The 26,748-nt window shown below is 69.7% G+C and carries 27 protein-coding genes; 17 read left to right on the top strand and 10 right to left on the bottom strand.

All coding sequences use genetic code 11. From position 1 onward, the window contains the following. Together WD271_06810 and WD271_06805 are read left to right on the top strand one after the other, a co-directional pair. Positions 1-417: heterodisulfide reductase-related iron-sulfur binding cluster (locus WD271_06810; protein MEX1007540.1), on the top strand; the 417-nt coding region annotated here is incomplete at its 5' end. Then, the gene (locus WD271_06805; GenBank protein MEX1007539.1) at positions 410-613 is read left to right on the top strand and encodes a hypothetical protein; all 204 of its coding nucleotides are present in this window, start codon (positions 410-412) and stop codon (positions 611-613) included. The genes WD271_06810 and WD271_06805, both read left to right, overlap by 8 nt. On the opposite strand, the gene WD271_06800 is transcribed toward WD271_06805, so the two are convergent. The 4 genes from WD271_06800 to pgl are packed head-to-tail and all read right to left on the bottom strand — an operon-like array spanning position 573 to position 5,642. Next, the gene (locus WD271_06800; GenBank protein ID MEX1007538.1) at positions 573-1,619 is read right to left on the bottom strand and encodes a TIGR00730 family Rossman fold protein; all 1,047 of its coding nucleotides are present in this window, start codon (positions 1,617-1,619) and stop codon (positions 573-575) included. The two genes, WD271_06805 and WD271_06800, sit on opposite strands and share 41 nt — an antisense overlap. Then, positions 1,616-2,614, bottom strand: coding sequence for an adenosine kinase (locus WD271_06795; protein ID MEX1007537.1), 999 nt, complete (start codon positions 2,612-2,614; stop codon positions 1,616-1,618). Before WD271_06795 ends, WD271_06800 begins: the two co-directional genes overlap by 4 nt. Next, on the bottom strand, positions 2,611-4,977 hold the full coding sequence (cofH, locus tag WD271_06790) for a 5-amino-6-(D-ribitylamino)uracil--L-tyrosine 4-hydroxyphenyl transferase CofH (protein MEX1007536.1): 2,367 nt from the start codon (positions 4,975-4,977) through the stop codon (positions 2,611-2,613). Before cofH ends, WD271_06795 begins: the two co-directional genes overlap by 4 nt. Positions 4,978-4,997: 20 nt before the next feature. Further along, complete coding sequence (gene pgl, locus WD271_06785; protein ID MEX1007535.1) at positions 4,998-5,642, bottom strand: 6-phosphogluconolactonase; 645 nt, start codon at positions 5,640-5,642, stop codon at positions 4,998-5,000. A 28-nt stretch (positions 5,643-5,670) separates the two neighbouring features. On the opposite strand from pgl, the gene WD271_06780 reads away from it, so the two are divergent. Next, on the top strand, positions 5,671-6,744 hold the full coding sequence (locus WD271_06780) for a uracil-DNA glycosylase family protein (protein MEX1007534.1): 1,074 nt from the start codon (positions 5,671-5,673) through the stop codon (positions 6,742-6,744). Here WD271_06780 and tal read toward each other — a convergent pair. The 4 genes from tal to WD271_06760 all read right to left on the bottom strand — a co-directional run bounded on the left by tal (position 6,741) and on the right by WD271_06760 (position 12,088). Next, entirely contained in the window at positions 6,741-7,838 is a 1,098-nt protein-coding gene (gene tal / locus WD271_06775; protein ID MEX1007533.1) for a transaldolase, read from the bottom strand. The genes WD271_06780 and tal overlap by 4 nt on opposite strands. Beyond that, positions 7,835-9,835: a transketolase gene (gene tkt / locus WD271_06770; GenBank protein ID MEX1007532.1), complete on the bottom strand. Its 2,001-nt coding sequence runs from the start codon at positions 9,833-9,835 to the stop codon at positions 7,835-7,837. The genes tal and tkt overlap by 4 nt, the downstream gene beginning before the upstream one ends. A gap of 87 nt (positions 9,836-9,922) precedes the next feature. Next, positions 9,923-11,080: an FIST N-terminal domain-containing protein gene (locus tag WD271_06765; protein MEX1007531.1), complete on the bottom strand. Its 1,158-nt coding sequence runs from the start codon at positions 11,078-11,080 to the stop codon at positions 9,923-9,925. Between the two features lie 36 nt (positions 11,081-11,116). Beyond that, positions 11,117-12,088, bottom strand: a complete 972-nt coding sequence (locus WD271_06760; GenBank protein MEX1007530.1) for a glycosyltransferase family 8 protein — start codon at positions 12,086-12,088, stop codon at positions 11,117-11,119. A gap of 167 nt (positions 12,089-12,255) precedes the next feature. Here WD271_06760 and WD271_06755 point away from each other — a divergent pair, with 167 nt between their 5' ends. From WD271_06755 to WD271_06705, 11 genes are all read left to right on the top strand, one after another. After that, the gene (locus WD271_06755; GenBank protein MEX1007529.1) at positions 12,256-13,293 is read left to right on the top strand and encodes a glycosyltransferase; all 1,038 of its coding nucleotides are present in this window, start codon (positions 12,256-12,258) and stop codon (positions 13,291-13,293) included. A 41-nt stretch (positions 13,294-13,334) separates the two neighbouring features. Beyond that, a complete protein-coding gene (locus tag WD271_06750) occupies positions 13,335-13,985 on the top strand; it encodes an acetate--CoA ligase family protein (protein MEX1007528.1) in 651 nt (216 codons plus the stop codon). Then, positions 13,982-15,457: a CoA-binding protein gene (locus WD271_06745; GenBank protein MEX1007527.1), complete on the top strand. Its 1,476-nt coding sequence runs from the start codon at positions 13,982-13,984 to the stop codon at positions 15,455-15,457. Before WD271_06750 ends, WD271_06745 begins: the two co-directional genes overlap by 4 nt. Before the next feature lie 25 nt (positions 15,458-15,482). Next, a complete protein-coding gene (dacB, locus tag WD271_06740; GenBank protein MEX1007526.1) occupies positions 15,483-16,874 on the top strand; it encodes a D-alanyl-D-alanine carboxypeptidase/D-alanyl-D-alanine-endopeptidase in 1,392 nt (463 codons plus the stop codon). Positions 16,875-16,979: 105 nt separating this feature from the next. After that, the gene (locus WD271_06735) at positions 16,980-17,360 is read left to right on the top strand and encodes a hypothetical protein (GenBank protein ID MEX1007525.1); all 381 of its coding nucleotides are present in this window, start codon (positions 16,980-16,982) and stop codon (positions 17,358-17,360) included. Next, positions 17,357-17,581 carry a hypothetical protein gene (locus WD271_06730; GenBank protein ID MEX1007524.1) on the top strand — a complete coding sequence of 75 codons (225 nt, stop codon included), beginning with the start codon at positions 17,357-17,359 and terminating at the stop codon, positions 17,579-17,581. Before WD271_06735 ends, WD271_06730 begins: the two co-directional genes overlap by 4 nt. Continuing rightward, positions 17,581-17,862, top strand: a complete 282-nt coding sequence (locus WD271_06725) for a hypothetical protein (GenBank protein MEX1007523.1) — start codon at positions 17,581-17,583, stop codon at positions 17,860-17,862. The genes WD271_06730 and WD271_06725 overlap by 1 nt, the downstream gene beginning before the upstream one ends. A 128-nt stretch (positions 17,863-17,990) precedes the next feature. Further along, entirely contained in the window at positions 17,991-18,200 is a 210-nt protein-coding gene (locus tag WD271_06720; protein MEX1007522.1) for a MoaD/ThiS family protein, read from the top strand. Between the two features lie 8 nt (positions 18,201-18,208). Next, a complete protein-coding gene (locus tag WD271_06715; protein MEX1007521.1) occupies positions 18,209-19,150 on the top strand; it encodes a TIGR00269 family protein in 942 nt (313 codons plus the stop codon). 5 nt (positions 19,151-19,155) lie between these two features. Further along, the gene (locus WD271_06710) at positions 19,156-19,938 is read left to right on the top strand and encodes a tRNA (adenine-N1)-methyltransferase (GenBank protein ID MEX1007520.1); all 783 of its coding nucleotides are present in this window, start codon (positions 19,156-19,158) and stop codon (positions 19,936-19,938) included. Further along, on the top strand, positions 19,935-21,116 hold the full coding sequence (locus WD271_06705; GenBank protein ID MEX1007519.1) for a MarP family serine protease: 1,182 nt from the start codon (positions 19,935-19,937) through the stop codon (positions 21,114-21,116). The genes WD271_06710 and WD271_06705 overlap by 4 nt, the downstream gene beginning before the upstream one ends. Before the next feature lie 127 nt (positions 21,117-21,243). On the opposite strand, the gene WD271_06700 is transcribed toward WD271_06705, so the two are convergent. Both WD271_06700 and WD271_06695 read right to left on the bottom strand, forming a co-directional pair. Then, complete coding sequence (locus tag WD271_06700; protein ID MEX1007518.1) at positions 21,244-22,326, bottom strand: Ca2+-dependent phosphoinositide-specific phospholipase C; 1,083 nt, start codon at positions 22,324-22,326, stop codon at positions 21,244-21,246. Between the two features lie 363 nt (positions 22,327-22,689). Then, on the bottom strand, positions 22,690-22,926 hold the full coding sequence (locus WD271_06695) for a ferredoxin (protein ID MEX1007517.1): 237 nt from the start codon (positions 22,924-22,926) through the stop codon (positions 22,690-22,692). A 295-nt stretch (positions 22,927-23,221) separates the two neighbouring features. Here WD271_06695 and arc point away from each other — a divergent pair, with 295 nt between their 5' ends. From arc to WD271_06680, 3 genes are read left to right on the top strand one after another with little or no spacing between them, the layout of a single operon-like run. Continuing rightward, positions 23,222-24,991, top strand: coding sequence for a proteasome ATPase (gene arc, locus WD271_06690; GenBank protein MEX1007516.1), 1,770 nt, complete (start codon positions 23,222-23,224; stop codon positions 24,989-24,991). 37 nt (positions 24,992-25,028) lie between these two features. Continuing rightward, a complete protein-coding gene (gene dop, locus WD271_06685; GenBank protein ID MEX1007515.1) occupies positions 25,029-26,516 on the top strand; it encodes a depupylase/deamidase Dop in 1,488 nt (495 codons plus the stop codon). Between the two features lie 18 nt (positions 26,517-26,534). After that, entirely contained in the window at positions 26,535-26,729 is a 195-nt protein-coding gene (locus WD271_06680) for a ubiquitin-like protein Pup (GenBank protein MEX1007514.1), read from the top strand. The last annotated feature ends 19 nt before the right edge of the window (positions 26,730-26,748 follow it).

Raw genomic sequence — 26,748 nt, 5'->3', positions numbered from 1 at the left:
CGCGCGTTCTCCGCGCGCGTGAGCGACTTCTCGGAATGGGTTGCCGCGCAGCCCGCGCTCGCGCTTCGTGACACCGGGCGCGAAGCTGTCGTCCAGGATCCGTGCCACCTGCGCCACGTGCAGAAGGCGCAGGGTGCAGTGCGTACCGTGCTCGCGCCCGCGTACCGCCTCCACGACACCGCCGACGACGGGCTGTGTTGCGGCGCGGGCGGTGCGTATGCCGCGCTCGAGCCCGAGCTGTCGGCCGAGATCCGCGTGCGCAAGGTAGAGGCGATCCGACGCGCGGGTGGCGGCGTGAACCCGCTCGTGGTCTCCGCCAACCCGGGGTGCGCGATGCACCTCGCCGCGGTCGGGCTCGACGTCCGTCACCCGGCCGAACTGCTCGCCGACGCACTCGAGGAGCAACCAAGTGGCTGATACCGAGGAGCTCGTGGAGCGCCTGCGCTCGATCGAAGAGGAGCTGCGCGACCTTGCCTACGACCGGCTCCGCGCGGCATCCGAAGCGGGCGACGCCAACGCGCTCGCCGACGAGAAGCGCGTGCTGCAAGCCCGCCGCGCGGTCGAGCGCGCCATCAACGCGCTGAGCGGGGGCGGCCGTTCAGGCGATCGATGAGCACCCGGAGACGCGCCCAGCTCCGGCGGTCGAACCAGAACGCGATGCGGGCAAGGTCGACGTGATCGCCGTCGCCGACCTCGGCGCGCGTGGCCTCGATCGTCTCCATCTCCCCGCGCACCAGAATGTCGGCGAACTCCGAGCTCAGCGCGGCGAGCTCACCCGGTGACGGACCCCGCCGCATCCTCAGCACGAGCCGGCCGTCCACGAAGCGCAAGGAGTGGTAGTTGGCGTAGAAGCCGACGATCTCGTCGACCGCTTCGTCGGTGTTGTCGGTGGTGGACACCAGCGCGAGATCGCCGGCGCCGATGTAGCCCGTGTTCACGAGCTCCTCGGTGACGAACGCCTGCCACGTATCCCAGTACGTGCCGCCGGGAACGTCGAGGAGCACCACCGGCGCGGGTGGCGACTTCCCGGTCTGGAGCAGCGTGAGCAGCTCGAACGTCTCGTCGAGCGTGCCGAACCCGCCGGGAAGGAGCACGAAGGCGTCCGACTCCTTGACGAACTCGAGCTTGCGGGTGAAGAAGTAGCGGAAGTTGATGAGCTTCGGGTCCCCGTCGAAGAACTGCGAGGTCGCGGCCTCGAACGGCAGCTTGATGCTCACGCCGAAGGCCTGCTCCGGTCCGGCCCCCTCGATGCCGGCTTCCATGATCCCCGGGCCCGCGCCGGTCACGACCATCCAGTCGCGCGCCGCGACCGCGGCGGCGAGCTCGCGAGTCTGGACATAGAGCGGGTCGTCGGGTTGCGTACGCGCCGACCCGAAGATCGCGACCTTCCGCGCGGTGCGGTACGGCGCGAACACGTAGAACGCGTGCCGCATCTCCTGCAGCGCGGCGTTGGCGATCTTGAGGTCGCCGCGGTCGGCGCGATCGAGCCCCAGGCGCAACGCCGCCGCGACGATCTCGAACACGAGCTCCGCGTTCGCCGGCTCGGCAACCCGCTCCACGAGCTCGGCAACCGCCTGGTCGAGCTCGGCGTCGCCGGTGCGGTAGCGCGGCAGCTTCATCGCGAGCGCGGCTCGAGGAGGGAGCGGGCGAGGCCGGCGAGCGAGGTCTGTGGCCGAGCCCCGAGGTGGCTGATCACCTCCGCGGCAGCCAGTGCGCCGAGCCGGCCTGCCGTACCGAGGTCGTATCCGTTCGTGAGCCCGAACAGGAACCCGGCCGCGTAGAGGTCGCCCGCGCCGGTGGTGTCGACGACTTCCGCGAGCCGATGCGCGTCCACCACGTGCACCTCGTCGCGCGTCACGATGACGGAACCCTTCTCGCTCCGCGTGAGCGCGGCGATCTCGCAGTGGTTGTGCACCTGCTGCAGCGCGTCGTCGAAGTCGACGACTTCGTAGAGCGAGGTGATCTCGGCTTCGTTCGCGAACAGCACGTCGACCTCGTGCTCGAGCAGGTCGAGGAACTCGGCGCGATGCCGGTCGACGCAGAAGCCGTCCGACAGCGTGAACGCGACCCGGTTTCCCGCCTCGTGCGCGGTGCGCGCTGCACTCCGGAACGCTTCCTTGGCGTCGGGCTCGTCCCACAGGTAGCCCTCCAAGTAGAGGACCTGCGCGCTCGCGACGAGCTCGTCGTCGAGATCGTCGGGCCCCAATTGCGCCGACGCGCCGAGATACGTGTTCAACGTGCGTTGGGCGTCGGGGGTGACGACGATGAGGCAGCGGCCGGTGGGAACGCCGCCTCTCGCGGTGGCGGTGGTGTACTCCACACCCGCGGCACGCAGGTCGTGGCCGAACACCGCGCCGAGCTGGTCCTGGTTCACACGGCCGACGAACGCGGACGTGCCGCCGAGCGACGCGACCCCGACCATCGTGTTCGCCGCCGACCCTCCCGAGATCTCGGTGGCCGGTCCCATCGCCGCGTAGAGCTGCTCGGCCCGCTCGGTGTCGATGAGCTGCATCGCGCCCCGGTTGAGCTGCTGCGCGGCGACGAAGTCGTCGGTCTCGTGACTGAGGACGTCGACGAGAGCGTTGCCGATACCGACGACGTCGAGCCGGGTCACGCGACGGGGCGCGGCACGCCCCCGATGCTGACGGGGACGCCATGGTCTTCGCGCGGCCGGAGCCGCCGGCCGACCGTGGTGACCCGCCCGTAGAGCGTCGTGCGCTGCTCGAGCGGACGGCCGAGCGGTGCGACGATGGCGTGGAAGTCGCTGTCGTCGAGCTCCTGGCCGTGCTCGGCACCCGCCGCCCGCGAGATGTTCTCGTCCATCAGGGTGCCGCCGAGGTCGTTGCAGCCGGCGCGGAGCGCCTCTCGCGCGCCCTTCATGCCGCACTTCGGCCACGACACCTGGATGTTGTCGACCCAGCCGCGGTACGCGATCCGGCCGACCGCGTGCACGAGGAGCACCTCGCGCATCGTGGGCCCCCGGCGCGACTTCTGTTGCAGGTAGATCGGGGTGGCCATGTGCACGAAGGGGAGCGGCACGAACTCCGTGAACCCGCCGGTCTCCTTCTGGAGGTCGCGCGTGCGGACGAGGTGGCGCGCGACATGGATCGGACGTTCGACGTGGCCGGCCATGATCGTGATGTTCGAGCGGAGGCCAACCGAGTGCGCGAGGCGGTGCGCCTCGAGCCACTCTTCGGTGTTGACCTTGTCGGGACAGATGACGGCGCGCACTTCGTCGTCGAGGATCTCGGCCGCGGTGCCGGGCAACGACGCGAGCCCCGCTTCTTTCGCGAGCACGAGGTAGCCGCGTAACGGCATCCCGAGCCGGCGCGCACCCTCGGTGACCTCGAGCGCGGTGAACCCGTGCACGTGAATCGTGGGCGCGGCCTCTTTTACCGCGCGCGCCACCGACAGGTAATAGTCGCCGTCGAAGCTGGGATGGATGCCACCCTGGAGGCACACCTCGGTGGCGCCGCACTCGACCGCTTCGACGACGCGGCGCTGGATCTCCTCGAGATCGAGCAGGTAGGGGTCGCCGCGCAGGTTGAGCGAGAGCGGACCCTTCGAGAACGCGCAGAAGCGGCACTTGTACGTGCAGATGTTCGTGTAGTTGATGTTGCGCGTCCGCACGAAGGTGACGACGTCGCCCACGATGTCGCGGCGGAGTTGGTCGGCGACCTCCGCGACCCGATGGAACTCGGACCCGCGCGCTTCGAGCAGTGTGACGATCTCGTGCACGCCGACCTCTTCACCCGCGAGCACACCGTGCAACACCTCCCCGACCGGAGTGCCGGCGCGCGCAGGCGGTGCAAGCGCGGGAATCAGTGAGGGCGGTGCCATATCGCCGCCGGCGGCCCAGCTGTCGTCGCGCGCGAGACCTTCGGAGTCCGACGCGCAGAGCACGGCGAAGCGCACACCGGGGTCGAGCCAGCGCTCGGCGTCGCGCACGTACTCGGAGTAGACGGTAAGCCGCGGCGCCAGCGTCTTGCCCGCGGCCTCGGTGGCGTCGCGCAAAGCGTCGAGCGCGGGCCACGGCCGCTCCGGGTTCACGTGGTCGGGCGTGACGGGCGACACGCCGCCCCAGTCGTCGATTCCGGCCGCGATCAGCGCGCCGAGCTCGTCGGGTTGGGAGAGGTTCGGCGGCGCCTGGAGGTGCACCTGCGATCCGAGCACCAACCGTGCGGCTGCGATCGTCCAGAGGAACTCGTCGCGATCACACGCGTCGTGTCGCCACATCGCCGTACCCGGCTTGGGCAGGAAGTTCTGGATGATCACTTCCTGCACGTGGCCGTAGCGCGCGTGCGCGTCGCGGATGGCGACCAGCGCGTCGAGCCGCTCGGCGCGCGTCTCGCCGATCCCCACGAGGATGCCGGTGGTGAACGGGATCGCGGCGCGGCCCGCGGCCTCGAGGGTGGCGAGCCGGCGTTCGGGTGTCTTGTCGGGCGCGCCCGCGTGCGGGCCGCCGGGCTCCGAGAGCCGGGCCGCGAGCGTCTCGATCATCATTCCCTGCGACGGCGAGACCGCGCGGAGCCGTTCGAGCTCCGGCTGCGACAGCGCGCCGGCGTTCGCATGGGGGAGGAGGCCGGTCTCCTCCAGCACCGCCGCACAGGCTGCGACCAGGTAGTCGACCGTGGACGGGTAGCCATGCGCGGCGAGCCACTCCGTGGCGACGGGGTAGCGATCCTCCGGCGCCTCGCCCAGCGTGAAGAGCGCTTCATGGCACCCGAGCGCCACGCCCTGACGGGCGATCTCGAGCACCTCGTCGAGCGGCAGATACGGGCTCTGGAGGTGCGCCGGTGGCTTGGCGAAGGTGCAGTAGCCGCAACGATCACGGCAGAGCATCGTCAGCGGGATGAACACCTTCGGCGAGAAGGTCACCCGGGCGCCGTGAACCGTGTCGCGCCGTCGCGCCGCCTCGGCCATGAGGTCACGCAGTGGCGCGTCGACGAGTGCAGCAGGATCCACTGTGCCCGACATCGTGCGCAGCCTAGAGCGCGTCAGGACCCCATGGCTGCGGCGTCGACCAGCCAGATCACTCGTTGTGCGGTGACCCGCGTGGCAGGGAGGGCGTTGCCCGCTCGAACGCGGGCGAATGCGTCGCGCTTCTCGGCACCGTCCACGGTGAACACCGCGAGCTCGGCCTGCGCGATGGCCGGGAAGGTGAACGTGAGGCGGTCGTGGGGGTGCGTCGCGTCCGCCGGGTTGGTCACCACGAGGCGCTCGTTCTCATCGAGCGCAGGCGACCCCGGGAACAACGACGCGGTATGGCCGTCGGGCCCGAGGCCGAGGTGCACGAAGCCGACGGGTCCGAGCTCGCGCAGGAGGGCGTCGTAGGCCGACGCGGCCCCCTCCCAAGTGTCGGCCGCGTGGCGCATGGAGCGGACCGCGTAGGGCTCGACCCGGTCGAGGAACGCATGCCTCGCCATGCCCTCGTTGGAGTCGGGGTCGTCGACGGGAACCCACCGCTCGTCGCCGAACAGCACCGTCACGCCACCCCACTCGACGTCGGCCACCGCGAGCAGCTCGTAACAGGCACGGGCGGTGTCGCCCCCCGAGAGCGCGATCGAGCGGGGCGCCTCCTCGGCCACGAGCGCCGAGAACCCCTGCGGCACGTGTTCGACGACCCTGATCTCGCCGTTCACTGCCTGACCACGCGGCGATACTACGGCGATGGATCACGACACCGTGGCGGTGTACGAGGCGCGCGCGGGAGAGTGGCGCGACCACCGCGCCGCGCGGTTCCTCGATCGTGCCGCGCTCCTGAGCGCCGCGGTCGAGCCCGGCGCGGTCGTCGCCGACCTGGGGTGCGGCGCCGGCCTCCACCTGCCCTACCTCCCGCGGCCCGCGGTCGCGCTCGATGCGGCGTACGCGATGGCCGAGCTCGCACGTGAAGCCGCGCCCGACGGGGCCGTCCTCCAAGGAGACCTCGAGGCGCTGCCGTTCCGTCGCGGCGCGTTGGGCGGCGCGTGGGCGCGGGCGAGCTATCTCCACATCGCGCGCGTCCGCCTCCCCTGGGCGCTGATGGAGCTGCACCACGCGCTCGCGGTGGGCGCGCCCGCACACCTCACGATGATGCACGGTGACGGGGAGGGGCCATTCGAGGACGACGACTTCGCGGGGCGGTTCTTCGCGCGTTGGCAACCCGACGAGCTCGCCGAGGTGCTCTACGGCGCCGGGTTGAGGATCGTCGATCTCGTGCTCGACGACGGGACGCGCAACGGATGGATCCACGCGCTCGTGCAGCGCGAGCGAACCCTGCCCGATGTCATCGGGCCCGGGATGCGTCTCCTCGTCTGCGGGCTGAACCCCAGCCTGAACGCGGCGGACGCCGGCGTGGGCTTCGCACGCCCCGGCAACCGTTTCTGGCCTGCCGCGCTCGCGGCGGGGATCGCGTCGCGCGATCGCGACGCCCGTCACGCGCTCGCGCACCACGGAACGGGAATGACCGATCTCGTGAAGCGTGCCAGCGTGGGCGCCAGCGAGCTCACCCGCGACGAGTACCGCGACGGCGCCGCACGCGTCGAGCGGCTGGTCCGCTGGCTCCAACCGGGCGCGGTGTGTTTCGTCGGCCTCGCCGGCTGGCGCGCCGCGGTCGATCGAAAGGCGCAGGCGGGCGTGCAGCCCGACGGCTTCGGCGCCGTCCCCGCTTACGTGATGCCGAACACGAGTGGGCTCAACGCGCGCGTCCCGCTCGACGAGCTCACCGACCACCTCCGCGCTGCCGCCGCGCTCTCGCGCGCTTAGGAGGTCACTTCGGCGCGGCGCTTCTCGATCGTGTTGAACGCGTCGTGGAACGAATCGGCAAACGAGTCGAGCCCTTCGCGTTCGAGCGTGTCGGTGACGTCGTCGAAGTCGACCCCCGCCGGGCCCAGATCGCGGATCACCTGCAGCGCCACCTCGATCCGCTCGCTGACGGTGTTCGGGCGCTGGTTGCCCTCGCCCTTCTGCAGCACCTCGATGGAAGCGGGTGCCAGCGTGTTCACCGTGTTCGGTCCGATCAGCTCGTCGACGTACAGCGTGGGCGAGTACGCAGGGTTCTTCGTGGACGTCGACGCCCAGAGCGGGCGCTGTAGCCGCGCGCCCTTCGATGCGAGCGCCTCCCACCGCGGCCCCGAGAACCGCTCCCGGAAGAGCTGGTAGGCGAGCTTGGCGTTGGCAACCGCGGCCTTGCCGTGCAGCTCGTGGCCCTCGGGCAGCCGACGGTCGGTCTCGGTGTCGACCCGGCTCACGAAGAACGACGCTACGGACGAGACCTTCGAGAGGTCGCCACCGCTCTCGGCGAGGCGCTCGAGGCCCTTGACGTAAGCCTCTATCACGAGCTCGTGACGGGCGAGAGAAAAGATGAGGGTGACGTTCACGTTCATGCCCGAAGCGATCGACTCCTCGATGGCCGGAACCCCCTCGATCGTGCCCGGGATCTTGATCATCACGTTCGGACGGTTGACCCGCTCGAACAACGAACGCGCCATCTCGACCGTGCCCAAGGTGTCGCGCGCGAGCTCGGGCGACACTTCGACCGACACGAAGCCGTCGCCGCCACCAGACGCGTCGTGCACGGGCTCGAGGATCTTGGTCGCGGCGACGATGTCGTGGAGCACCACGGCCCAGTACGTGTCTTCGATCGACAGGCCGTCGTTCGCGCACTGCACGAGCTGCTCGTCGTATCCCTCACCCGCGTCGATCGCCTTGTCGAGGATCGTGGGGTTCGAGGTGACGCCGCGGATGCCGTCCTCCTGCAGCAGCCGGGCGAGCCCACCACCGGTGAGCAATGGACGCGCCAGGTTGTCGTACCAGGGGCTCTGGCCGAAGTCGTTCAGGCGTGCAATCGCGCTCGTCATCGAGAGCCTCCTGCTCGGAGCAGCGCGCGTGCGCGCGCCGCGACGTTCTCCGGCGTGAAGCCGAATTCCTTCATGGCGGTGCCACCCGGTGCCGACGCGCCGTAGTGGTCGATGGCGACGACGTCGTCGGCGTAGTGGTCCCACCCGAAGCTCGCCGCCGCTTCCACCGCGAGCTTCGGCACGCCGGGTGGGAGCACCGCGTCGCGGTAGGTGGCGTCTTGCGCGTCGAACAGTTCCCAGCACGGCAACGACACGACGCGCGCGGAGTGCCCGTCGGCTGCGAGCAACTCGCGTGCTTCGACGCAGAGCGAGACTTCCGACCCGGTGCCGATGAGGATGATGTCGAGCGCAGCGGATTCGTCGACGAGCACGTAGCCACCCCTCGGGAGGCCTTCGGGTGAGCGCTCCGCCGTGCCCGCGAGCACGGGCACACTCTGCCGAGCGAGCACGATGGCGGTGGGGTGTTGCCCGTCGATATGGAACCGCCACGCCTGCGCGCACTCGTTGGCGTCGGCCGGGCGGATGACGTTGAGCTGGGGCATGGCCCGCAACGACGCGAGGTGCTCGATCGGCTGGTGCGTGGGCCCGTCCTCGCCGACACCGATCGAATCGTGCGTCCACACGAACGCCGTCTTGTACCGCGACAGCGCGGCGAGCCGGACAGCCGGGCGCATGTAGTCGCTGAAGATGAAGAACGTGCCGCCCGCCGGGATCGTGCCGCTCACCGACATGCCGTTCATCACCGAGCCCATGCCGTGCTCGCGGACGCCGAAGTGCAGTTGGCGCCCGCCGAACTGGTGCGTGGAGACGACGGGGGCACCCTCGAGCAGCGTGCCGGTGTTCTCGCTCAAGTCAGCGCCACCCGCGAGGAGCCCGGGCACGACGTCGACGATCGCTTCGAGGATCTTGCCCGACGCCCGGCGCGTGGGGATCGCGTCGCCCGCGTCCCAGGTGGGGAGCTTCGCCTCCCAACCGGGGAGCCCGCGCTGCTCGAGGCATGCGTCGAACTCGTCGCTGAGACTCTGCTCACGCTCGCGGAACGCGGCGCGGCGACGCTCCCAGTCGGCGCGCGCGGCGCGCCCGCGGGCACCGGCTTCGCGGTAGTACCGCACGACGTCGTCAGGCGCGTAGAAGTCGTCTTGTGGCAGCCCGAGGATGTCCTTGACCGCCGCCACTTCGTCGGCTCCGAGCGCGTTGCCGTGCGCGAAGGCCGTGTCGGTGTACTTCGGCGACGGCCAGCCGATGTGGCTGCGCAGGATCACGATGCTCGGGCGTTCCGCCTCGGCCATGCCCGCGCGGATCCCCGCTTCGATCGTGTCCACGTCGTTGGCGACCTCTCCGAGCTCGACCACGTGCCACCCGTACCCGGCGAATCGCTTCGGGACGTTGTCGCTGTACGCGAGCTCGGTGGGACCGTCGATGGTGATGTGGTTGTCGTCGTAGACGTAGACGAGGCGACCGAGGCCGAGGTGCCCGGCGAGCGATGCGGCCTCGTGACTCACGCCCTCTTCGAGGCACCCGTCGCCACACACCACGAAGGTGTGGTGATCGATCACCTCGGGGCCGAAGCGGCTGCGCAGGTTCGCCTCGGCGAGGCCCATGCCGACGCCGTTGGCGAAGCCCTGGCCGAGCGGGCCGGTGGTCACCTCGACGCCCTGGAGGTGGCGGTACTCGGGGTGGCCAGGCGTCCGCGACCCCCATTGGCGTAGCGAACGGAGGTCGTCGAGCTCGACCCCGTAGCCGGTGAGGTAGAGCATGTTGTAGAGAATGATCGACGCGTGTCCGTTCGACAGGACGAACCGGTCGCGGTCGGGCCAGTCGGGGGTCGACGCGTCGTACTGCATGATCCGGGTCCACAGGACGTGAGCGAGCGGCGCGAGCGCCATTGCCGTACCGGGATGCCCGTTGCCCGCCCTCTCCACCGCGTCCATGGCGAGGCCACGGATCACGTTGATACCGAGCTGTTCGACCCCCAATTCGGTACTGGTTGCCGCCATCGTTTCCCCTTCGCCCGTGATGTCGCAGCCAGACTACGACGCGACCGCGCGCGCGCGGCTACTACCTGGGATCGCGACTGGCCGTGATCAGCCGCTGAACAGGGCGAGGCTGGCGGTGAACCCGTGCACGAAGTTCCGACCGCCGACCGGGCCGATCTCACCGGCGCAGAGTGCGCCGGCGAGCGGGAGTGGCCCGAGCAGCGCGTCGACCATGCCGGCGTCGTGATCGGGTGCGCCGAAGAAACTGCGCCCGCGCCCGTTGCACGTGAACAGCAATGCGCCCTTCGCATCGTGTTCGGCGGCATCGTGGCCCGCGAGCAACGCGTGGAGGTCCTCGTGGGCCGCGGCGGCGTCGCGCACGTGGAACTGCACGGTTTGACCCACGCTCACCTCGTCACCGACCGCGAGCGCGCCCGACTCGGGGTCGGCACCGACCACGTTGCGCACGAGGAAGTCACCGCGTTCGAACTCTGCCTTGTGCTCGTCGACGACGAGCCCGACGTGCAGACCGTTCCGGATGAGCTCGCGATCTTCGTCGCTCGCCGCGGTCGCGCAGTCCTGCAGCCGCGCGAGCGCGGATTTCCCTGCAAGCTCCTCGACGCGGTTGCGTTCCGCGCGCGTCACCACATACGGACGGCCGAGCGGTCGGCATCCCTGCGATACCACGGTGCGGACGTCGACACCGTCGATCAGCACGCCGACCGCGCCCGACGCGTGGACGCGCCCGTCGAGCAACAGACGGTTCCCGCCGGGCCCGTGCGCGGCCGAAGCCGCGCCGCCGATCGCCTGGAGCCCGGGGCGCGCCACGCCGAGCTGGCGCAAGAAGCCGTCGGTGGGGAAGCTGAACGGGTCGGTGAGCAGCAACATCGTGGCCGGGTCGTGGTCGAGGTCGGGCCAGCCCGCGATCGCGTGACCGTCAGGGGTGGCCTCGACCGTGAGCGACAGCGGCGTCAGCCGCGCGCCGGGTAATCGCGCCGCGAACAAGGACACGGCCGGGCCGTCCTCGATCTCGTGCGCGCCCCCGATGATCGCGACCGCGGTCGTGCCGATCAGAATTCCGGGTCGGAGCAGGTTGCCGAGCGCGAACGCGACGTCGTCGAACGCGCCGACGAAGTGCGGGGACACGAAGCACACGACGAGGTCGGGCTCCTCGCCCGCAAACGCTTCGAGGATCTGCCCCGCGGCCTCGCCGACGGCGTGCGCGGCAACGGGGTGCTGCGAGAGCGCGAACGCGTAATTCGCCACGCGGGCATGCTACGAGCGGCCGGTCAGATCTCCCGCTCAACCACCTCTGGTGAGCACACGGCCCGCGCGGCCGGCGCGGCGCAGCGCCCTGCGCATCGCGGACTCCCGCCGGGGACGCCACCCCGCCCACGGCGTGCGATCCAGCCATTCGAACCATTCTTGCCGGTAGGGGTTGCGCGATGGCTCGACCCACGGACGGTTGAACGTCCCTCCGCAGAAGTGCACGATCGCGGGGTCGGCCAACGCAGCCTCGAGAAGTTCCCTCGGCTCGGTCTCCCACGCCGGGCACGTGTCACCGACGAGATGATGAGTCTGCACGTTCCAGCGGGGATCGATCGGTTGGGCGCGACCGGCAAGCACGATGTTCAGCGCATCCTGGTCGCTGGGACCCACAACCCCGCGCACGACGAGGTCCTCCGCTTGCGCTCCGATCCCCTCGACGCGCCAGCGATCCAGGGGGATGCACAACACCCCCGAGTTGAAGTACGGCAGGCTGGGCTCCAGTCCCAGCTCACGCCATGGAAGCGCTCGCACCATCGAGTGGCGATACGCGTCGCGCACCGCGCCGACCATCGCCGAACCGAGGTCGAGCTCCCACAGTTCGGCGAGCGGCCTGCGAATGATCACATCGATATCGAGGTAGAGGATCCTGTCGAGAGTCTCGGGCAGCAGCCGCTCCGCGTGCAGGCGATAGAAGCTCGGATAGGCCAGGGCAGCGGGTATCGAGTCCCGTCGCGCGGTCGCGCGGACGTCGATCCAACTGAGCTCGACTTCGTCGGACGCGCAGGCAGCCACCGGATCGAGGTGCCGGCGCTCCGCGGCGTCGTGAAGCAGGTGGACGACATGACGCCGGCCGCCGGCCGTCGCAGAGATTCCGCTGATGGTCACGGCAAGTTGCTTGACGTACGAGCTGTCCGCTGCCACGACCAGGTTGACGTCATCGGGGTTGACGTCATCGGGGTTGACGTCATCGGGGTTGACGTCATCGGGGTTGACGTCATCGGGCATCACGCCCCCACCGGTCGGCGACAGCCAGTCAGTGCCCGAGCACCGACCCAGTAACGTCGGTGCCGAGCTGCTCGTTCCGAAAGATAGACCCGTGGGCAACACTCCGCCTGAAGGCCACGACGGTCGGACGGCAGGGGACGGATGCGTGCGCAGGAGGGCGCGAAGACATGGCACTCCCTTCCGACACGCCTCCGGCATCCACGATCGTGGTCGTGCCCCGCCAGACCCTGAGCCACACCCGGCGTGCACTCGCGAGCTTGACCGCCGACGCCAGACCAGGAACACGCATCGTCTGCATCGACGCAGGCTCGGCATCGCCCGTGGCAGACGAGTTGGCGCGCCTCGCGCGAGCGCACGACGTTGCAGTCGTGCGCACCGATCACTTCCTCACGCCGAACGAGGCGCGCAACCTCGCGCTTGGGTACGTGGACACTGAGTTCGTGGCGTTCGTCGACAATGACATTGTCGTGGAACCCGGCTGGCTCGACGCGCTCGAGCGCTGTGCGCGCGAGACCGGCGCCTGGGTCGTGAGCCCCCTGTACCTCGCAGGCGCGCCGGGCACACAGCTGATCCACCACGCCGGCGGTGACGCCCACGTCGATGCGCAACGGCAGTGGTTCGTCGAGAGCCACGGCTACCAGGATCTGGACCCTACAGAGGCGCTCGCGCTCGAACGGACCCAGACCGAGGAGGGGGAGTTCCACTGCCTGCTCGTGCGCCGCGAGGTGTTCGAGCGACTGGGGCCGCTCGACGAGCGGCTGCAATCGACGCTCGAGCACTGCGACCTGTGCATGCAGGTTCGGGTGGCCGGCGGCGAGGTGTGGTTCGAGCCCAGCGCACGGGTGACCTACATCGTCCCGCGCTTCGTGTCGCGGCACGACCGGCAGTACTGGATCCTCCGCTGGTGCGACGCCTGGACAGAGACCAGCCTCCGCCAATTCTCCGAGAAATGGGCGCTCGCCCGGGACGATCCAACCGTGGCGAACCGCTCCGACTGGCACCAACTGCACCGCCGCTACGCTTACCGCCCCTACGTCTCGCCACTGAACCGTATCCCCGGCGCCACGGCGCACCGGATCGTCGACGTCATCGATCGTCTCGCTCAGCGACGTGTCCTCGAGCGGCACCGGGCGTCGCTGGCTCGCGCACGACCGCCTCGTCTCGTGCACGAGCCAAGCTGGATGACTGTCGGGTCCCATGAGTGACGGGAGCCGGCCGAACCGGTGGCCGTAGACTGCTCAGTCCCGTGGCCGCCACGCACACGCTCTCCGAGGCCGACTCGGCCCAGCTCGTCGCTCGACACGGGGTGCCGACGGCCGAATCGCGCCGGGTGCGCACGCCCGACGACGCGGTCGTGGCATCGGGCGAGGTCGGATACCCGGTGGTGGTGAAGCTGAACAGCCCGCACCTCGCGCACAAGACCGAGCGCGACCTCGTGCGGCTCGGCCTCGCCGACGCCGGCGCGGTCCACGCGGCGGCGGTCGCGCTGCTCGACGCCGCGCAACCGGACGACGGCGACGTCGACCTGCTCGTCGCGCACATGGTCTCCGGCGCGCGCGAGCTCGTGGCCGGCCTCCACACCGACCCGCAGTTCGGCCGCTGTGTGATGGTGGGCGTCGGCGGTGTCCTCACCGTTGCCCTCGGCGACGTCGTGTTCCGGCTCGCGCCCCTCGACGCGACCGACGCGGCCGAGATGCTCGACGAGCTGCGCTGCCAGGAGCTGCTCGGTCCCGTCCGCGGGGAGCCCGCGGTCGACCGCGCCGCGCTCGTCGACGTGCTGCTCGCGCTGTCGCGTCTCGCCGACGCCGAACCGAACGTCGTGTCCGTCGACATCAACCCGCTCGTCGTCGAGGACGGCGCACCGATCGCGGTCGACGCGCTCGTCGAGACGACGTGAGCGCGCGCGACGCCAGTGCGTTCGCGGCGTTGTTCGACCCCGGGGGCGTGATCGTCGCGGGCGCGTCGTCACACCCGGGCAAGTTCGGCTTTGTCGTTCTGCACAACATTCTCCGACACGCATACCGGGGCCGCGTCTTCGCGACCAACAGGGAAGGCGGCGAGATCCTCGGCGTCACCGCGCACACCGGCGTCGACTGCATCCCCGACGGCGTCGCCGACCTCGTGTTCGTGTGCACGCCGATCGGCGCCAACGCCGAGCTGCTGCGCGCGTGCGCGCGCAAAGGGGTACGTGCGGCGTTCGTGATGACGAGCGGCTACGCCGAAACCGGTGACGAGGGCCGCCGCGCCGAAGCCGAGCTCGCGTCGGTAGCCGAGGAAGTCGGGATCCTGCTCGCCGGGCCCAACGGGCAGGGGATCGTGTCCACGCCGTCGTCACTCTGCGCGCAGATGGTCGCCCCGTACCCACCACCCGGCCGCATCGGCATCGCCAGCCAGTCGGGGAACATCGTGTCGAGTTTCGAGAACCTCGCGATCCGGAGCGGCATCGGCGTGAGCCGTGCGGTATCCGCGGGAAACGCCGCCGTGGTCGGCATCGCCGACTATCTCGAGTTCTTCGCAGCCGATCCCGCGACCGATGTGGGACTCGCGTACCTCGAAGGCGTGCGCGACGGCCGCGCGCTCTTCGAGGCGCTTCGCCGCGCCGCGCGCGAACAGCCGCTGGTCCTCGTGCAGGGCGGAGCGACCGCCGGGGGGCGACGGGCCGCGGCGTCACACACCGGCGCGCTCGCGAGCAACGAGCGCATCTTCTCGGGCATGTGCCGGCAAGCGGGCGTGAACCTCGCGGCGACCGTCGAGGAGGCGTTCGACGCCGCAGCCACCTTCGCGACCCAGCCGCTCCCGCGCGGGCCCAACGTCGCGGTGCTCACCACCGCCGGCGGTTGGGGCGTGCTCACCGCCGATTCGCTCGTCCGCTCGGAGCTCTCACTGCTCACGTTGCCCGACGACCTGCGCGCCGCGATCGACGCGCTGCTCCCGCCGCGATGGAGCCACGGCAACCCGATCGATCTCGCGGCGTCCGAGAGCCGCGACACGATCCCGGACGTGCTCGAGCTGCTCGGGAAGCACCCCGCGGTTCACGCGGTGATCTTCCTCGGGTCCGGGGTGCAGTCGAACCAGGCGAAGCTCATGCGCAGCGGCCAGTTCTCGTCGGGACACGGCCTCGAGCGCATCATCGAGTTCCACGAGCGTCAGGACGCGCGGTACGCGCAGGTCGCGGCCGCGGTCTCCGCCGCTTCGGGCAAGCCCGTCCTCGTGGCAACCGAGCTCGCTGCCACCGACCCCGACAACCCGGGGCCCCGAACGGTCCGTGACACGGGGAAGCTCTGCTACTGGTCTGCCAGTCGTGCCGTCACCGCGCTCGAGCACCTCTGGCGGCGCGCGCGCTTCTTACAACGGCGGGGCCAACTATGAAGTGCCAAATTATGAGCACCAAATCATGAGTATTGGGCAGCGCATCATGGCCGCGGTGTTCGCGATCGGCGCCGTCCTGGCCGTCGTCTTCGCGTTCGCCGACGGCGACGAAGCGGGCAGCGCAACTCCGCCGGCCGCAGCCACCACACCGCTCTGGTCGGCTCGGCGCGTCCCGCAACCACTGGTCGACGCGGTCGGCGCGCAACGACTCCAGCGCGTGCTCGACTCCGAGATCGGCGGCGACGGAACGTGCTTCCTGGTCGACGGCAGCGGCGCCGAGCTCGCCAGCCACAACGCCGACGCCCCGTTCATCGGCGCGTCGACACAGAAGGTGCTCGTCGCGGCGGCGATGCTCGCCACGTTCGGGCCCGACTTCACCTACGAGACGAAAGTGGTCGCACCGGCTGCGCCGGCCGACGGATCGGTCGACCACGTGTGGCTGGTCGGGAGCGGGGACCCGGTGCTCGCGACGAACGAGTACCGCGACTTCCTCCAGACGCAGGACAAGACAAAGGGCGACGTCACCACGAGCCTCGAGGCGCTCGCCGACGGCATCGTCGACGCGGGAGTGAAGCAGATCCCGGGTGGGATCGTCGCCGACGACTCGCGCTACGACGACCAGCGCTACGTCCCGACGTGGAAAGACTCGTATCGCACCGACGGTGACGTCGGCCCGCTCGGCGCGCTCACCGTGAACGACGGCTTCCGCACGTGGACGCCGCGGAAGGTCGCGGTCACCGACCCGGCCGCGTACGCGGCCAGCGAGCTCACCCGGCTGCTCGCCGCGCGCGGCGTGCAGGTGGGCGCACCCACGCGCGGGAACGCACCGGCGGACGCGACCCCGGTGGCGAAGGTCAACTCCGAACCGCTGCGCGCGGTCGTGAGCTCGATGCTCAGCTCGAGCGACAACCTGAGCGCCGAGCTGTTCGCGAAGGAGCTCGGCGTGCGTCCGGGGCAGCAGGGCTCGACCGCGGCCGGGACGGCGGCGACCGCCGCCAAGCTGTCCGAGCTCGGGGTGCCGGAGGACGGCCTCAGCCTCACCGACGGCTCCGGTCTCGACCGCGACAACCGGGTGACGTGCCGGATCCTCGTTGCCACGCTCGGTCTCGGTGACCAGCCGGGGATGCGGGCGCTCTGGGACGGGCTCCCCGTGGCCGGACGGAACGGCACGCTGTTCGACCAGTTGGGCGACACACCGCTTGCGGGGAAGATGCGCGGCAAGACCGGCTCGCTCGACGGCGTCAGCGGGCTCCTCGGCATGGTCGATCTCGGGCGGTCGTTGCGTTTCGCGTTCCTCGACAACGGGGACTTCTCCGAGAGCAAGGCGGCGGGACTGCGCGCCCATGCCGCCACCCTCATCGCGACCTATCCCGATGCCCCGACGGCCGACGAGCTCGTTCCCGGGCCCGCAGGGTGAGGCGCCGCTCCGTGCACCTTTCTCCTTGCATCGGGTCTCCTCGCATCGGGTCCTTGCATCGGGCGCGGTGGCGGGCGATGATCCCCGACCGAACGAGGAGCCCCGATGGATCCTGATCCGAGCGCGAGCCCGACCGAGCCGGCCCGCACCGGCGCGAGTGGCAACCGGCGGCCGCCGCCGCTCCCGCAGCTCGTCACCGAGCTCCGCGACCTGGTTGTCACCTACGTCAAGCAACAGACGCTCGTCCCGCTGAAGCAGCTCGGTCGCTACGTCGGATTCGGGCTGCTCGGGTCGCTCCTGCTCGGCTTCGGTGTGGTGTTCCTCGCCCTGTCGGGCCTGCGCGCGCTCCAGACCGAGACCAACGGCACCTTTTCCGACGACTGGTCGTGGGTGCCCTACGTGATCATGGTGGTCGCGTTGATCCTCGGGGGAGCGTCGGTGTGGCTGTTGCGCACCGCTTCACGCGCCGAGAAGGAGGCACGATGACAGTCGCGACCGGAAACGGACAGTCCACGGTGACGCGCGCCGACATCGAGGCCAAGCTCCAAGAGATCCGCGGGCTCACCGACACCACGACGGAAGTGGCACGAGGGGCCGCGAAGCCGGCGCTCGTCATTCTCGGGGTCGGTGTCGTCGTCGTTGCCTTCCTGGTCGGGCGACGCCGCGGCCGGAAGCGCAGCACGATCGTCGAGGTACGGCGGATCTGATGGCCCGCTCGAACCGCGACTACTTGATCGCCGCCGGTGCTGCCGCCGAAGCCGCCCATATCTTCCGTCGCGGATGGTCCGCCCGGGTCACCTCGCGAGTCGCGACCACGGCGCTCCGGCGCGGGATGCGGAGCGGTTCCCGCGGCTGGCTCTACGTCGCGGCCGCCGCGCAGGGACTGCGACTGCTCCAGCGCGTGGTGACAGCCAAGCCCGAGGTATTCCGCGTGAAACTCCGGCCCGGTGAGGGCATCGAGATTCGCGAGATTCCGCGCGCAAAGTAGAGCCGGGCGTCCGCGCCGCAGGTACCCTGCGGCGCAGCGAGGCGTGGCCCAAGCGGCCCGGCGGCGCAGCCGCCGAGAGCGGGAAACTCGGCCGGTAGCCTGGTTTCAGTGCCAAGAGGTCGTCTTCGGTGAAGGTGCTGCTGCGCAACCCGCGCCGCGAGGTCGAGTTGCGCGGGCCCATGACAGTTGCCCGGCTCCTCGAGCACTTCGAGCTCAACCCCGAATCGGTGCTCGTGATCGTCGGTGACGAGCTCGTCACCCGCGACATCCGCATCGACGACGAGGCCGCGGTCGAGATACGCCCGGTGATCTCCGGGGGCTCCGGGGGCTTCGAATGAAGTGCCGCGTGTGCCGCGAGCCGGCAGTCGTCGACGTGCGCCGCCACAATGCCGCGTTCTGCCGCGATCACTTCCTCCACCACTGCGAGGAGCAGGTGCGGCGTGCGATCGACGCCCACGGAATGCTCACGTCGGGGGAGCGCGTGCTCGTCGCGGTGTCGGGCGGCAAGGACTCGCTCGCGCTGTGGGACCTCCTCCTCCGGCTCGGCTATGCGGCCGACGGCCTCTATCTCGGCCTCGGTATCGGCGAGTACTCCGACGAATCGACCACCTACGCGCGTGAGCACGCGCGCGCCGTCGGTCGGCCGCTCATCGAGATCGACCTCGCGCGCGACTACGGCTACGACATTCCCGGCGCCGCGGCGGCCACCCGGCGCGCACCATGCGGCGCGTGCGGGCTCTCGAAGCGCCATCTGTTCAACTCGGCCGCGCTCGACAACGGCTACGACGTCGTCGCCACCGGGCACAACCTCGACGACGAGGCCGCGGTGCTGCTCGGCAACGTGTTGCGTTGGGACACCGCGTACCTCGGCCGTCAGTATCCGATCCTGCCGGCCGCGCCCGGCTTCGTGCGCAAGGTGAAGCCGCTCGTGCGGCTCGGCGAGCGCGAAACCGCGGCGTATTGCGTGCTGCGCCGGATCGACTATCAGGTCGAGGAGTGCCCGATGGCGGCCGGTAACCGTCACCTCGGGTTCAAAGACGTGCTGAACACACTCGAGAGTTCCTCGCCCGGCACGAAGGCCGCGTTCCTCTTCGGGTTCCTCGAGCGCGGCCACGAACGCTTCGCGCCTGATGCCAACGTGGAGCGCGAGGCGTTGCGCGCGTGCTCCGTGTGTGGCGCGCCCACACCGGGCGACGTGTGCGCGTTCTGCCGCCTGCGCGAGAAGGCCGCAGCCGCCTCCGTGGCTGAACGGCAAGCGGTCACGATCACGATCACGGGCAGGAGGTAGGGGTGGTGGCGCGAACGTTCGCCGCCGGCGACCGCGTGCTGCTCGTCGACGCCAAGCGTCGCCGTCACCTCGTCACGCTCGCGGTCGGGGGCCAGTTCCACACGCACACCGGGGTGCTCGAGCACGACGCGCTCATCGGCACGCCCGAGGGCTCGACCGTGCGCACCACGCTCGGGTCGCGGCTCGTCGCGGTCCGGCCGACCCTGGCCGAGTACGTGCTCGAGATGCCGCGCGGCGCGCAGGTCATCTACCCGAAGGACCTCGGCCCGATCCTGATCCTCGCCGACGTCTTTCCCGGTGCGCAGGTGCTCGAATCCGGGGTCGGCTCCGGCGCGCTCACGCTCGCCCTCCTGCGCGCGATCGGTACCACCGGTCACGTCACTGGTTACGAGATCCGCGACGACTTCGCGCGCCGCGCACAGGCGAATGTCGCGGGCTTCCTCGGACCCGACCTGCCGCTCACGGTCGAGGTGCGCGACGTGTACGAGGGCATCGACGCGACCGCCCTCGACCGCGTGCTGCTCGATCTGCCCGAGCCGTGGCGCGTCGTCAAGCACGCCGAGGAGGCGATGCACACGGGCGGCATCCTGCTCGCGTACCTCCCCACGATCGGCCAGGTCGCGCGGCTGCGCGAGGAGCTCGCGGGATCCACGTTCGGCATGATCGAGACACTCGAGGTGCTGCAGCGAACGTGGCACGTCGACGGCCAGTCGGTGCGACCCGACCACCGGATGGTCGCCCACACCGGCTTCCTCACCCACGCCCGGCTGCTCGCGCCCGGCGCGTGAACTTCCTCGACCTGCTGGTCATCGCGGCTGCGGTCGCAGCCGGCTGGATCGGCCACCGATTGGGGTTCGTGCGGCGCGTCGCGTCGTGGGGCGGGCTGCTCGCGGGTGTGGTCCTCGCGGTCGTGTTGGTCGACAACGTGGCCGAGGCGTTACGCGGGACGCCGCCGCGCACTCGACTCCTCGGCGCGCTCGCGTTCGTGCTGCTCGTCGCGACCATCGGGCATGCGATCGGGTACGCGTCCGGGGGGGCGCTGCACCGACACTTCGGCCGCAGCGCGAGCCCCGCTCTGCACACGGGCGACCGTGTCGCGGGCGCGATCGTCGGCGTCACCGGTGTGCTCGCCCTGATGTGGCTGCTCATCCCCGCGCTGGCAAGCTCGCCGGGCTGGCCGGCGCGCGCGGTGCGCGACTCGGCGGTCGCGCGCGCGATCGACCGGATCGCTCCCGACCCGCCCTCCGAAGCCCAGACGCTCGGCCGGCTCGTCGGCGACGAGAGCTTCCCCGAGGTCTTCGACACCCTCACCTCGCCCGACGCGGGCTCGCCTCCGCAGCACGGGATTCCAACCGAGGTCGGGCGGCGGGTGAGCGGCTCGGTCGTGAAGGTCGAAGGCGCTGCGTGCGACCGGGAGCAGGAGGGCACCGGATTCGTCGCCGGTACCGGCCTGATCGTGACGAACGCGCACGTCGTGGCCGGGGAGTCGCGCACGCGCATCTCCACACTCGACGGGACGCACTTCGAGACCGACGTGGTCGCGTTCGACCCCGACCGCGACCTCGCGGTGCTCGAGGTCTCCGGACTCCACCTACCGGCACTCGCGCGCGGCGACGGTCATGTCGACGACCGCGGATCGCTCTTCGGCCACCCCGCGGGTGGACCGTTGCGCGAGTCGCCGATGCGCATCGCCGAGCAGATCGTCGCCAAGGGCACGAACATCGAGCGCACCGCCGCGACGCGGCGCGAAGTGTTCGTCCTCGCCGCCGTCACCGAGCCCGGTGACTCGGGCGCCCCGGTCGTCGACCAAGAGGGCAAGGTCCTCGGCGTCCTCTTTGCGTTCGACCTGAGCCGCCCCACCACCGCCTACGCCCTCACCAATTCCGAGTTGAACGCCGTGCTCGATCCGGTGCTCTCGAGCGCACGACACGAGCCCGTCTCCACCGGAGCCTGCCTCTCCGAATAGTTCGGGCTCCACGCGGTCGAGTGGGGAGCGCTGGGCCGCACCGTTTCACTTTCTTGACGCCCGAATGATTGGCTTTCGGGGACGTCGGTTTCCTGGCAACCGGTGATCGCCGGGCGATACCCATCGGTCAAGGCAGCCCTCCTCGAGCCGCTCGAGACTTCTTTGCGCCTCGGCTGATCCCCGGCTCCATGAGGTCGCGCGCCCGGCACGCCCGTGGAGCGCGGATCGGATTGCAGCGGGCGAGGACGCCGCCCGGGAGTTGTGCCACGTAGTCGGAACCCCACCGGGCCGCGAGCCCCCGTACCGGGTAGTCCGTGCTCACGATCTGCGCGCCGCTCGCGAACGCTGCGTCGCGCTGCGTCGGGTCGCCGGATCGGGGTGTCACGACGGCCTCGTCGGCTCGCGTGCGAACCAGGTACCCCTTCCGGACGAGGTCGCTGATCGTCGCCTCGTTCGCCCCACGCGGGTCGTCGACTTGGATGAATGCCGCGTCGGGCTGCCCGGGGGTCGCGGCCGGGAACATCACGCGCCCTTCGAGGTTCGGATGATCCTCGATGTACAGATCCCGGAACTCGGGAAGCAGGAGGAACACGAACTTGCCGCGCGCGTCGTGGAGCTTGGTCCATCCGTTGGCGAGCACAGCCACCTCGACCGTGGGACTCTTCCCGCGCACTCGGTCGGGAGTGATCAAATCACTCGGCTTCATCACCAAGCGGATCTCCGCGTCGAGAGCGTCGAGGATCCCTGTCGTGAGCGGCACGGGGTTGGGCGGGCCCGGGAGAACCACCTCGCCTTTCGGTTGCACGAGCACGAAGACGGGTAGGTGGCTCGGATGCGCGTCCGACCAGTGCTGAAGCGCCCCCAGGCAGACCACGAACGTCTCGCACGTCGAGCCCATATCGACCTGCTCCATGTGGAATACCTTGAAGCCCGGCGTTCCGAGCGGGCGCCAGAGCGTCCCGTCGGGATCCGCGAACACGTCGAGCTCGACTTGCCGCACCGCTTCGTGCCCGAGCTGCGTCGCGAGCCGCGGATGCGTCACCGCGAGGTTGATCAGTTCGGGGTCGACGCTCGTGATCACGTTGAGCGCAGCGGATGCAGGCTCGACGTGGTAGCTGTTGTGTGTTCCCACGACCTGCAGATCGTTCAGCCGAACTGCAACGCTCCTCCGGGCTCCGCGGGTGGCGGAGACGCACCCGGCCCCGGCCACGAAGGTGACGGCCGCCGCGAGCGCCACGACTCTGCCGACTCGCCCGGTACGCGATGCGGGCATCCGAGTTGTTCGTCTTTCCGTGATCAAGACAACGACGAACATCGTACGTTCTCGTCGGATCGGCCACACCCGGCTCACAACATTGCCGAAGGCCGTCGGTGAGGCGGGCCCGGTACTCAGCCAGGCGCTGTCGCGGGAACGGCCCGGCACGCCGCGCCTCGGCCGTGTGCCGCGCGACGGTCCTCCACACTTCAACGCGAAGAGCACAAGTCGTCGACCGCTGCGTCATGCGGAACGCAAGAACAGAACGACCCGGGCTACCGGCCCGGATCGTTCACGCGGGGAGCGAACTCCGCCGGCTCAGTCGACCTCGATGAAGATGCACTCGCCGGGGCACTCCTCGGCCGACTCGATCACGGCCTCCTCCATGCCCCCGGGCACGTCGGCCAGACCAACGGCTCCGCCGGGGTCGCTGAAGACCTTGTCGCCCTGTTTGACGTAGGCGAGGCCGTCGTCGAGGAGGGTGAAGACCGCCGGGGCGATCTCCTCACAGAGACCATCGCCGGTACAGAGGTCCTGATCGATCCAGACCTTCATGGTGTCCTTCCGAAACATGGGCCGAACGTGGGCCGGGACGGCCAGTCAAGGGCAGCCGGTCGAGATCCCCAGCGTAGTTGGCGCAGGGGGATTTCTCAAGCCAAAGCAGGGGAAATCTGAGGGGGTCACACCACGTCGCCGAAAGGTGGCACAGACCTGCCGAAGTGCCGGTGTAAGGTCCGACGCGAGGCCCCCGGCAGCGTTCCTGGAGGTGAGGGTCCGCGAGGCGGGTACCCCGCCGAGCACCGAAGCGGGGCCTGAGCGGCCCGGCGCCGAAGGCGCCGAGAGCGTGAAGATGGAGGTGACCTACGTGGCTTCAGAGCACGAGCGGCGGCTGGCCGAGTACGAGCGCCAAGTGGGCGATCTCCAGTCGCAGCTGAAGACTCTCGAAGAAGAGGTCGTGGTCCTGCGCCGCCGGCTGCAGGACGCTCCGAAGCGGGTGCGGACCCTCGAGGAGCGCGTCCTCGAGACGAAGGGCCAGCTCGCCCAAGCCGTCTCGCAGAACGAGCGCCTCTCCGCCACGCTCCGCGAGGCGCGCGAGCACATCGCGGCGCTGCGCGAAGAAGTCGAGAAGCTCACGATGCCGCCGTCGGCCTACGGCACCTACGTCGGCGCCAACGACGACGGCACCGTCGACATCATGACCGCCGGCCGCAAGATGCGGGTGTCCGTCCACCCGGAAGTCGACCTCGACGGCATCCGCAGCGGTGCCGAGGTCGCGCTCAACGAATCGCTGAGCGTCGTGCTCGCGCGGGGCGCCGACGTTTCGGGCGAGGTCGTCGTGCTCAAGGAGATCTTGGCGAGCGGCGACCGCGCGCTCGTGATCGGCCGCGCCGACGAAGAGCGCGTGTGCGAGCTCTCCGAGGCGTTGATCGGCGTGAAGCTGCGCGCCGGTGACCACGTCCTGATGGACCCGCGTTCGAGCCTGCTCACCGAGCGGCTGCCCCGCCCCGAGGTCGAGGAGCTCGTGCTCGAGGAGGTTCCCGACATCACCTACGCCGACGTCGGCGGTCTCGACGAGCAGATCGAGCAGATCCAAGACGCAGTCGAGCTGCCGTACCTCTACTCGGAGATGTTCCTCGAGCATCGGCTGCAAGCGCCGAAGGGCATCCTCCTCTACGGTCCGCCCGGCTGCGGCAAGACGCTCATCGCGAAAGCGGTTGCCAACTCGCTCGCCCACCGCGTCGCGGAGAAGACCGGCAACGCCGAGGCGCGCTCGTACTTCCTCAACATCAAGGGCCCTGAGCTGCTCAACAAGTACGTCGGTGAGACCGAGCGCCAGATCCGCTTGATCTTCCAGCGTGCGCGCGAAAAGTCCGAGGAGGGCAACCCGGTCATCGTGTTCTTCGACGAGATGGACTCCCTGTTCCGCACCCGCGGCACCGGAATCTCGTCCGACATCGAGAGCACGATCGTGCCGCAGCTCCTCGCCGAGATCGACGGCGTCGAGAGCTTGAAGAACGTGATCGTGATCGGTGCTTCGAACCGCGAGGATCTCATCGACCCCGCGATCCTGCGTCCGGGCCGCCTCGACGTGAAGATCAAGATCGAACGCCCGAACGAAGACAGCGCGAAGCAGATCTTCGCCCAGTACCTCACGCCCGATCTGCCGATCGCCGACGAGGAGACCGCACAGCACGGCGAGCCCACGACGGCCGTCGAGAAAATGATCGAAGCCGCCGTCGCGCGCATGTATTCAGTCGACGACGCCAACCGCTTCCTCGAGGTCACGTACCAGAACGGCGACAAGGAGGTCCTCTACTTCAAGGACTTCTCGTCGGGCGCCATGATCGAGAACATGGTGCGGCGCGCGAAGAAGCTGTCGATCAAGCGGCAGATCGCAGGCGGCGACAAGGGCATCTCCACGCAGGACCTGCTCGATTCGATCCGCCAGGAGTTCCGCGAGCACGAGGATCTCCCGAACACGACGAACCCGGACGATTGGGCGAAGATCTCGGGCAAGAAGGGCGAGCGCATCGTGTTCGTGCGCACGCTCATGTCCGACGGTTCGGAAGAGCACGGCGGTCGCCAGATCGAGCGCGTCAGTACCGGTCAGTACCTGTAACGCCCGGATCGCTCGTAGGGGCCGGTAGGCTCGGCTTGTGGCGATCGCCAAGGTGTGCGGGATCGAGACCGAGTACGGAGTGGTGCTCCGCGGCGCGGCCGATCCCAACCCGGTGCTCGCGTCGTCGATGCTCATCAACGGCTACGTCGAGGGGCACCGCATCGGCTGGAACTTCGAAGACGAATCGCCGGGGCGTGATGCGCGCGGCTTCGCGCGTGAGGGCGCCATGCCCCCTGAGATCGAGACCCACCTCGTGAACACCGTGCTCACCAACGGCGCGCGCTACTACGTCGACCACGCGCACCCCGAGTACTCCACTCCCGAGTGCGCGAACGCGCTGGAGCTCGTGTGCGCCGACAAGGCGGGGGAGCGCATCCTCGCCCGGTCGATGCACGCCGCCAGCCGCCTCATCGGCGCGGGCCAGGAGATCGTCGTCTACAAGAACAACTCCGACAGCAAGGGCAACTCCTACGGCACGCACGAGAACTATCTCGTCGACCGGTCGGTGCCGTTCGCGTCGCTCGTGCGTCACCTGCTGCCGTGGTTCTGCAGCCGGCAGGTGTTCACGGGCGCGGGGAAGGTGGGCACCGAGAACGGCGCATCGGCCGTCGACTACCAGATCAGCCAGCGCGCCGACTTCTTCGAAGAGGAAGTGGGGCTCGAGACCACGCTGAAGCGCCCGATCATCAACACCCGCGACGAGCCGCACGCGGACCCGCAACGGTACCGACGCCTGCACGTGATCGTCGGTGACGCGAACCTCTGCGAGGTTGCAACGTTCCTCAAGGTGGGTACCACCGCGATCGTGCTCGCGATGATCGAAGACGACTTCATCGCCAAGGACCTGTCGATCATCGGTCCGGTCGCGGCGATGCGCACGGTCTCCCACGACCCCACGTGCCACGCAACCGTGGAGCTCCTCGACGGCGGGCGGCTCACCGCAGTGGAGTTGCAGTGGGAGTTCCTGCGCCTGGCGCAGAAGTACTCCGACGAGATCGGGCTCGACGCGTGCGGGGGCGACGACGTTGGCGCGCTGGTGCTCGCGCGCTGGGAAGCGGTGCTCACCGAGCTCGAACGCGACCCGATCGCGCTCGACGGCCAGCTCGACTGGGTCACGAAGTGGTCGCTCCTCCGGGCCTACGTCGACCGCGACGGGCTCGAGTGGGCCGACCCGAAGCTGGCGCTGCTCGACCTCCAGTACCACGATGTGCGCCCCGACCGCTCGCTGTACGAACGGCTGGTGCGGGCGGGCAAGATCGAGCGGATGGTCACCGAGGCCGAGGTCGTCGAGGCGATGACGGTGCCGCCGGCGTCGACCCGCGCCTACTTCCGGGGCGAGTGCCTGACGCGCTGGCCCGACGCGGTGGTGGCGGCGAACTGGGACAGTGTGATCCTCGACGTAGGCTCAGATCCGTTGCGGCGGATACCGATGATGGAACCGTTGCGGGGAACGAAAGCACACGTGGGGCCGTTGTTCGCCGAGGTGAACAGCCCCGCCGAACTGGTCGCCCGGTTACAGGAGTGAGTGAGAGGGAGTTGCGCAATGCCCGAGCGTGAGCGGAAGCAGCGATCGGCTCCGAAGGAGCGCGTCGAGGAAGAGGTCGATGTCGCCGCGCCGGCGAAGCAGGGCGAGGAGTTGAAGGAAGAGCTCGACGATCTCCTGGACGAGATCGACTCCGTGCTCGAGGCCAACGCAGAGGAATTTGTAAAATCGTACGTACAGAAGGGCGGCCAATGAAAGTTATCCACAAGACGTA

The sequence above is a fragment of the Acidimicrobiia bacterium genome (assembly GCA_040880805.1).
Taxonomy (GTDB): Bacteria; Actinomycetota; Acidimicrobiia; order IMCC26256; family DASPTH01; genus DASPTH01.
Note: the sequence above shows the minus strand (reverse complement) of the source record. Positions and strands in the feature narration are given on the sequence as shown.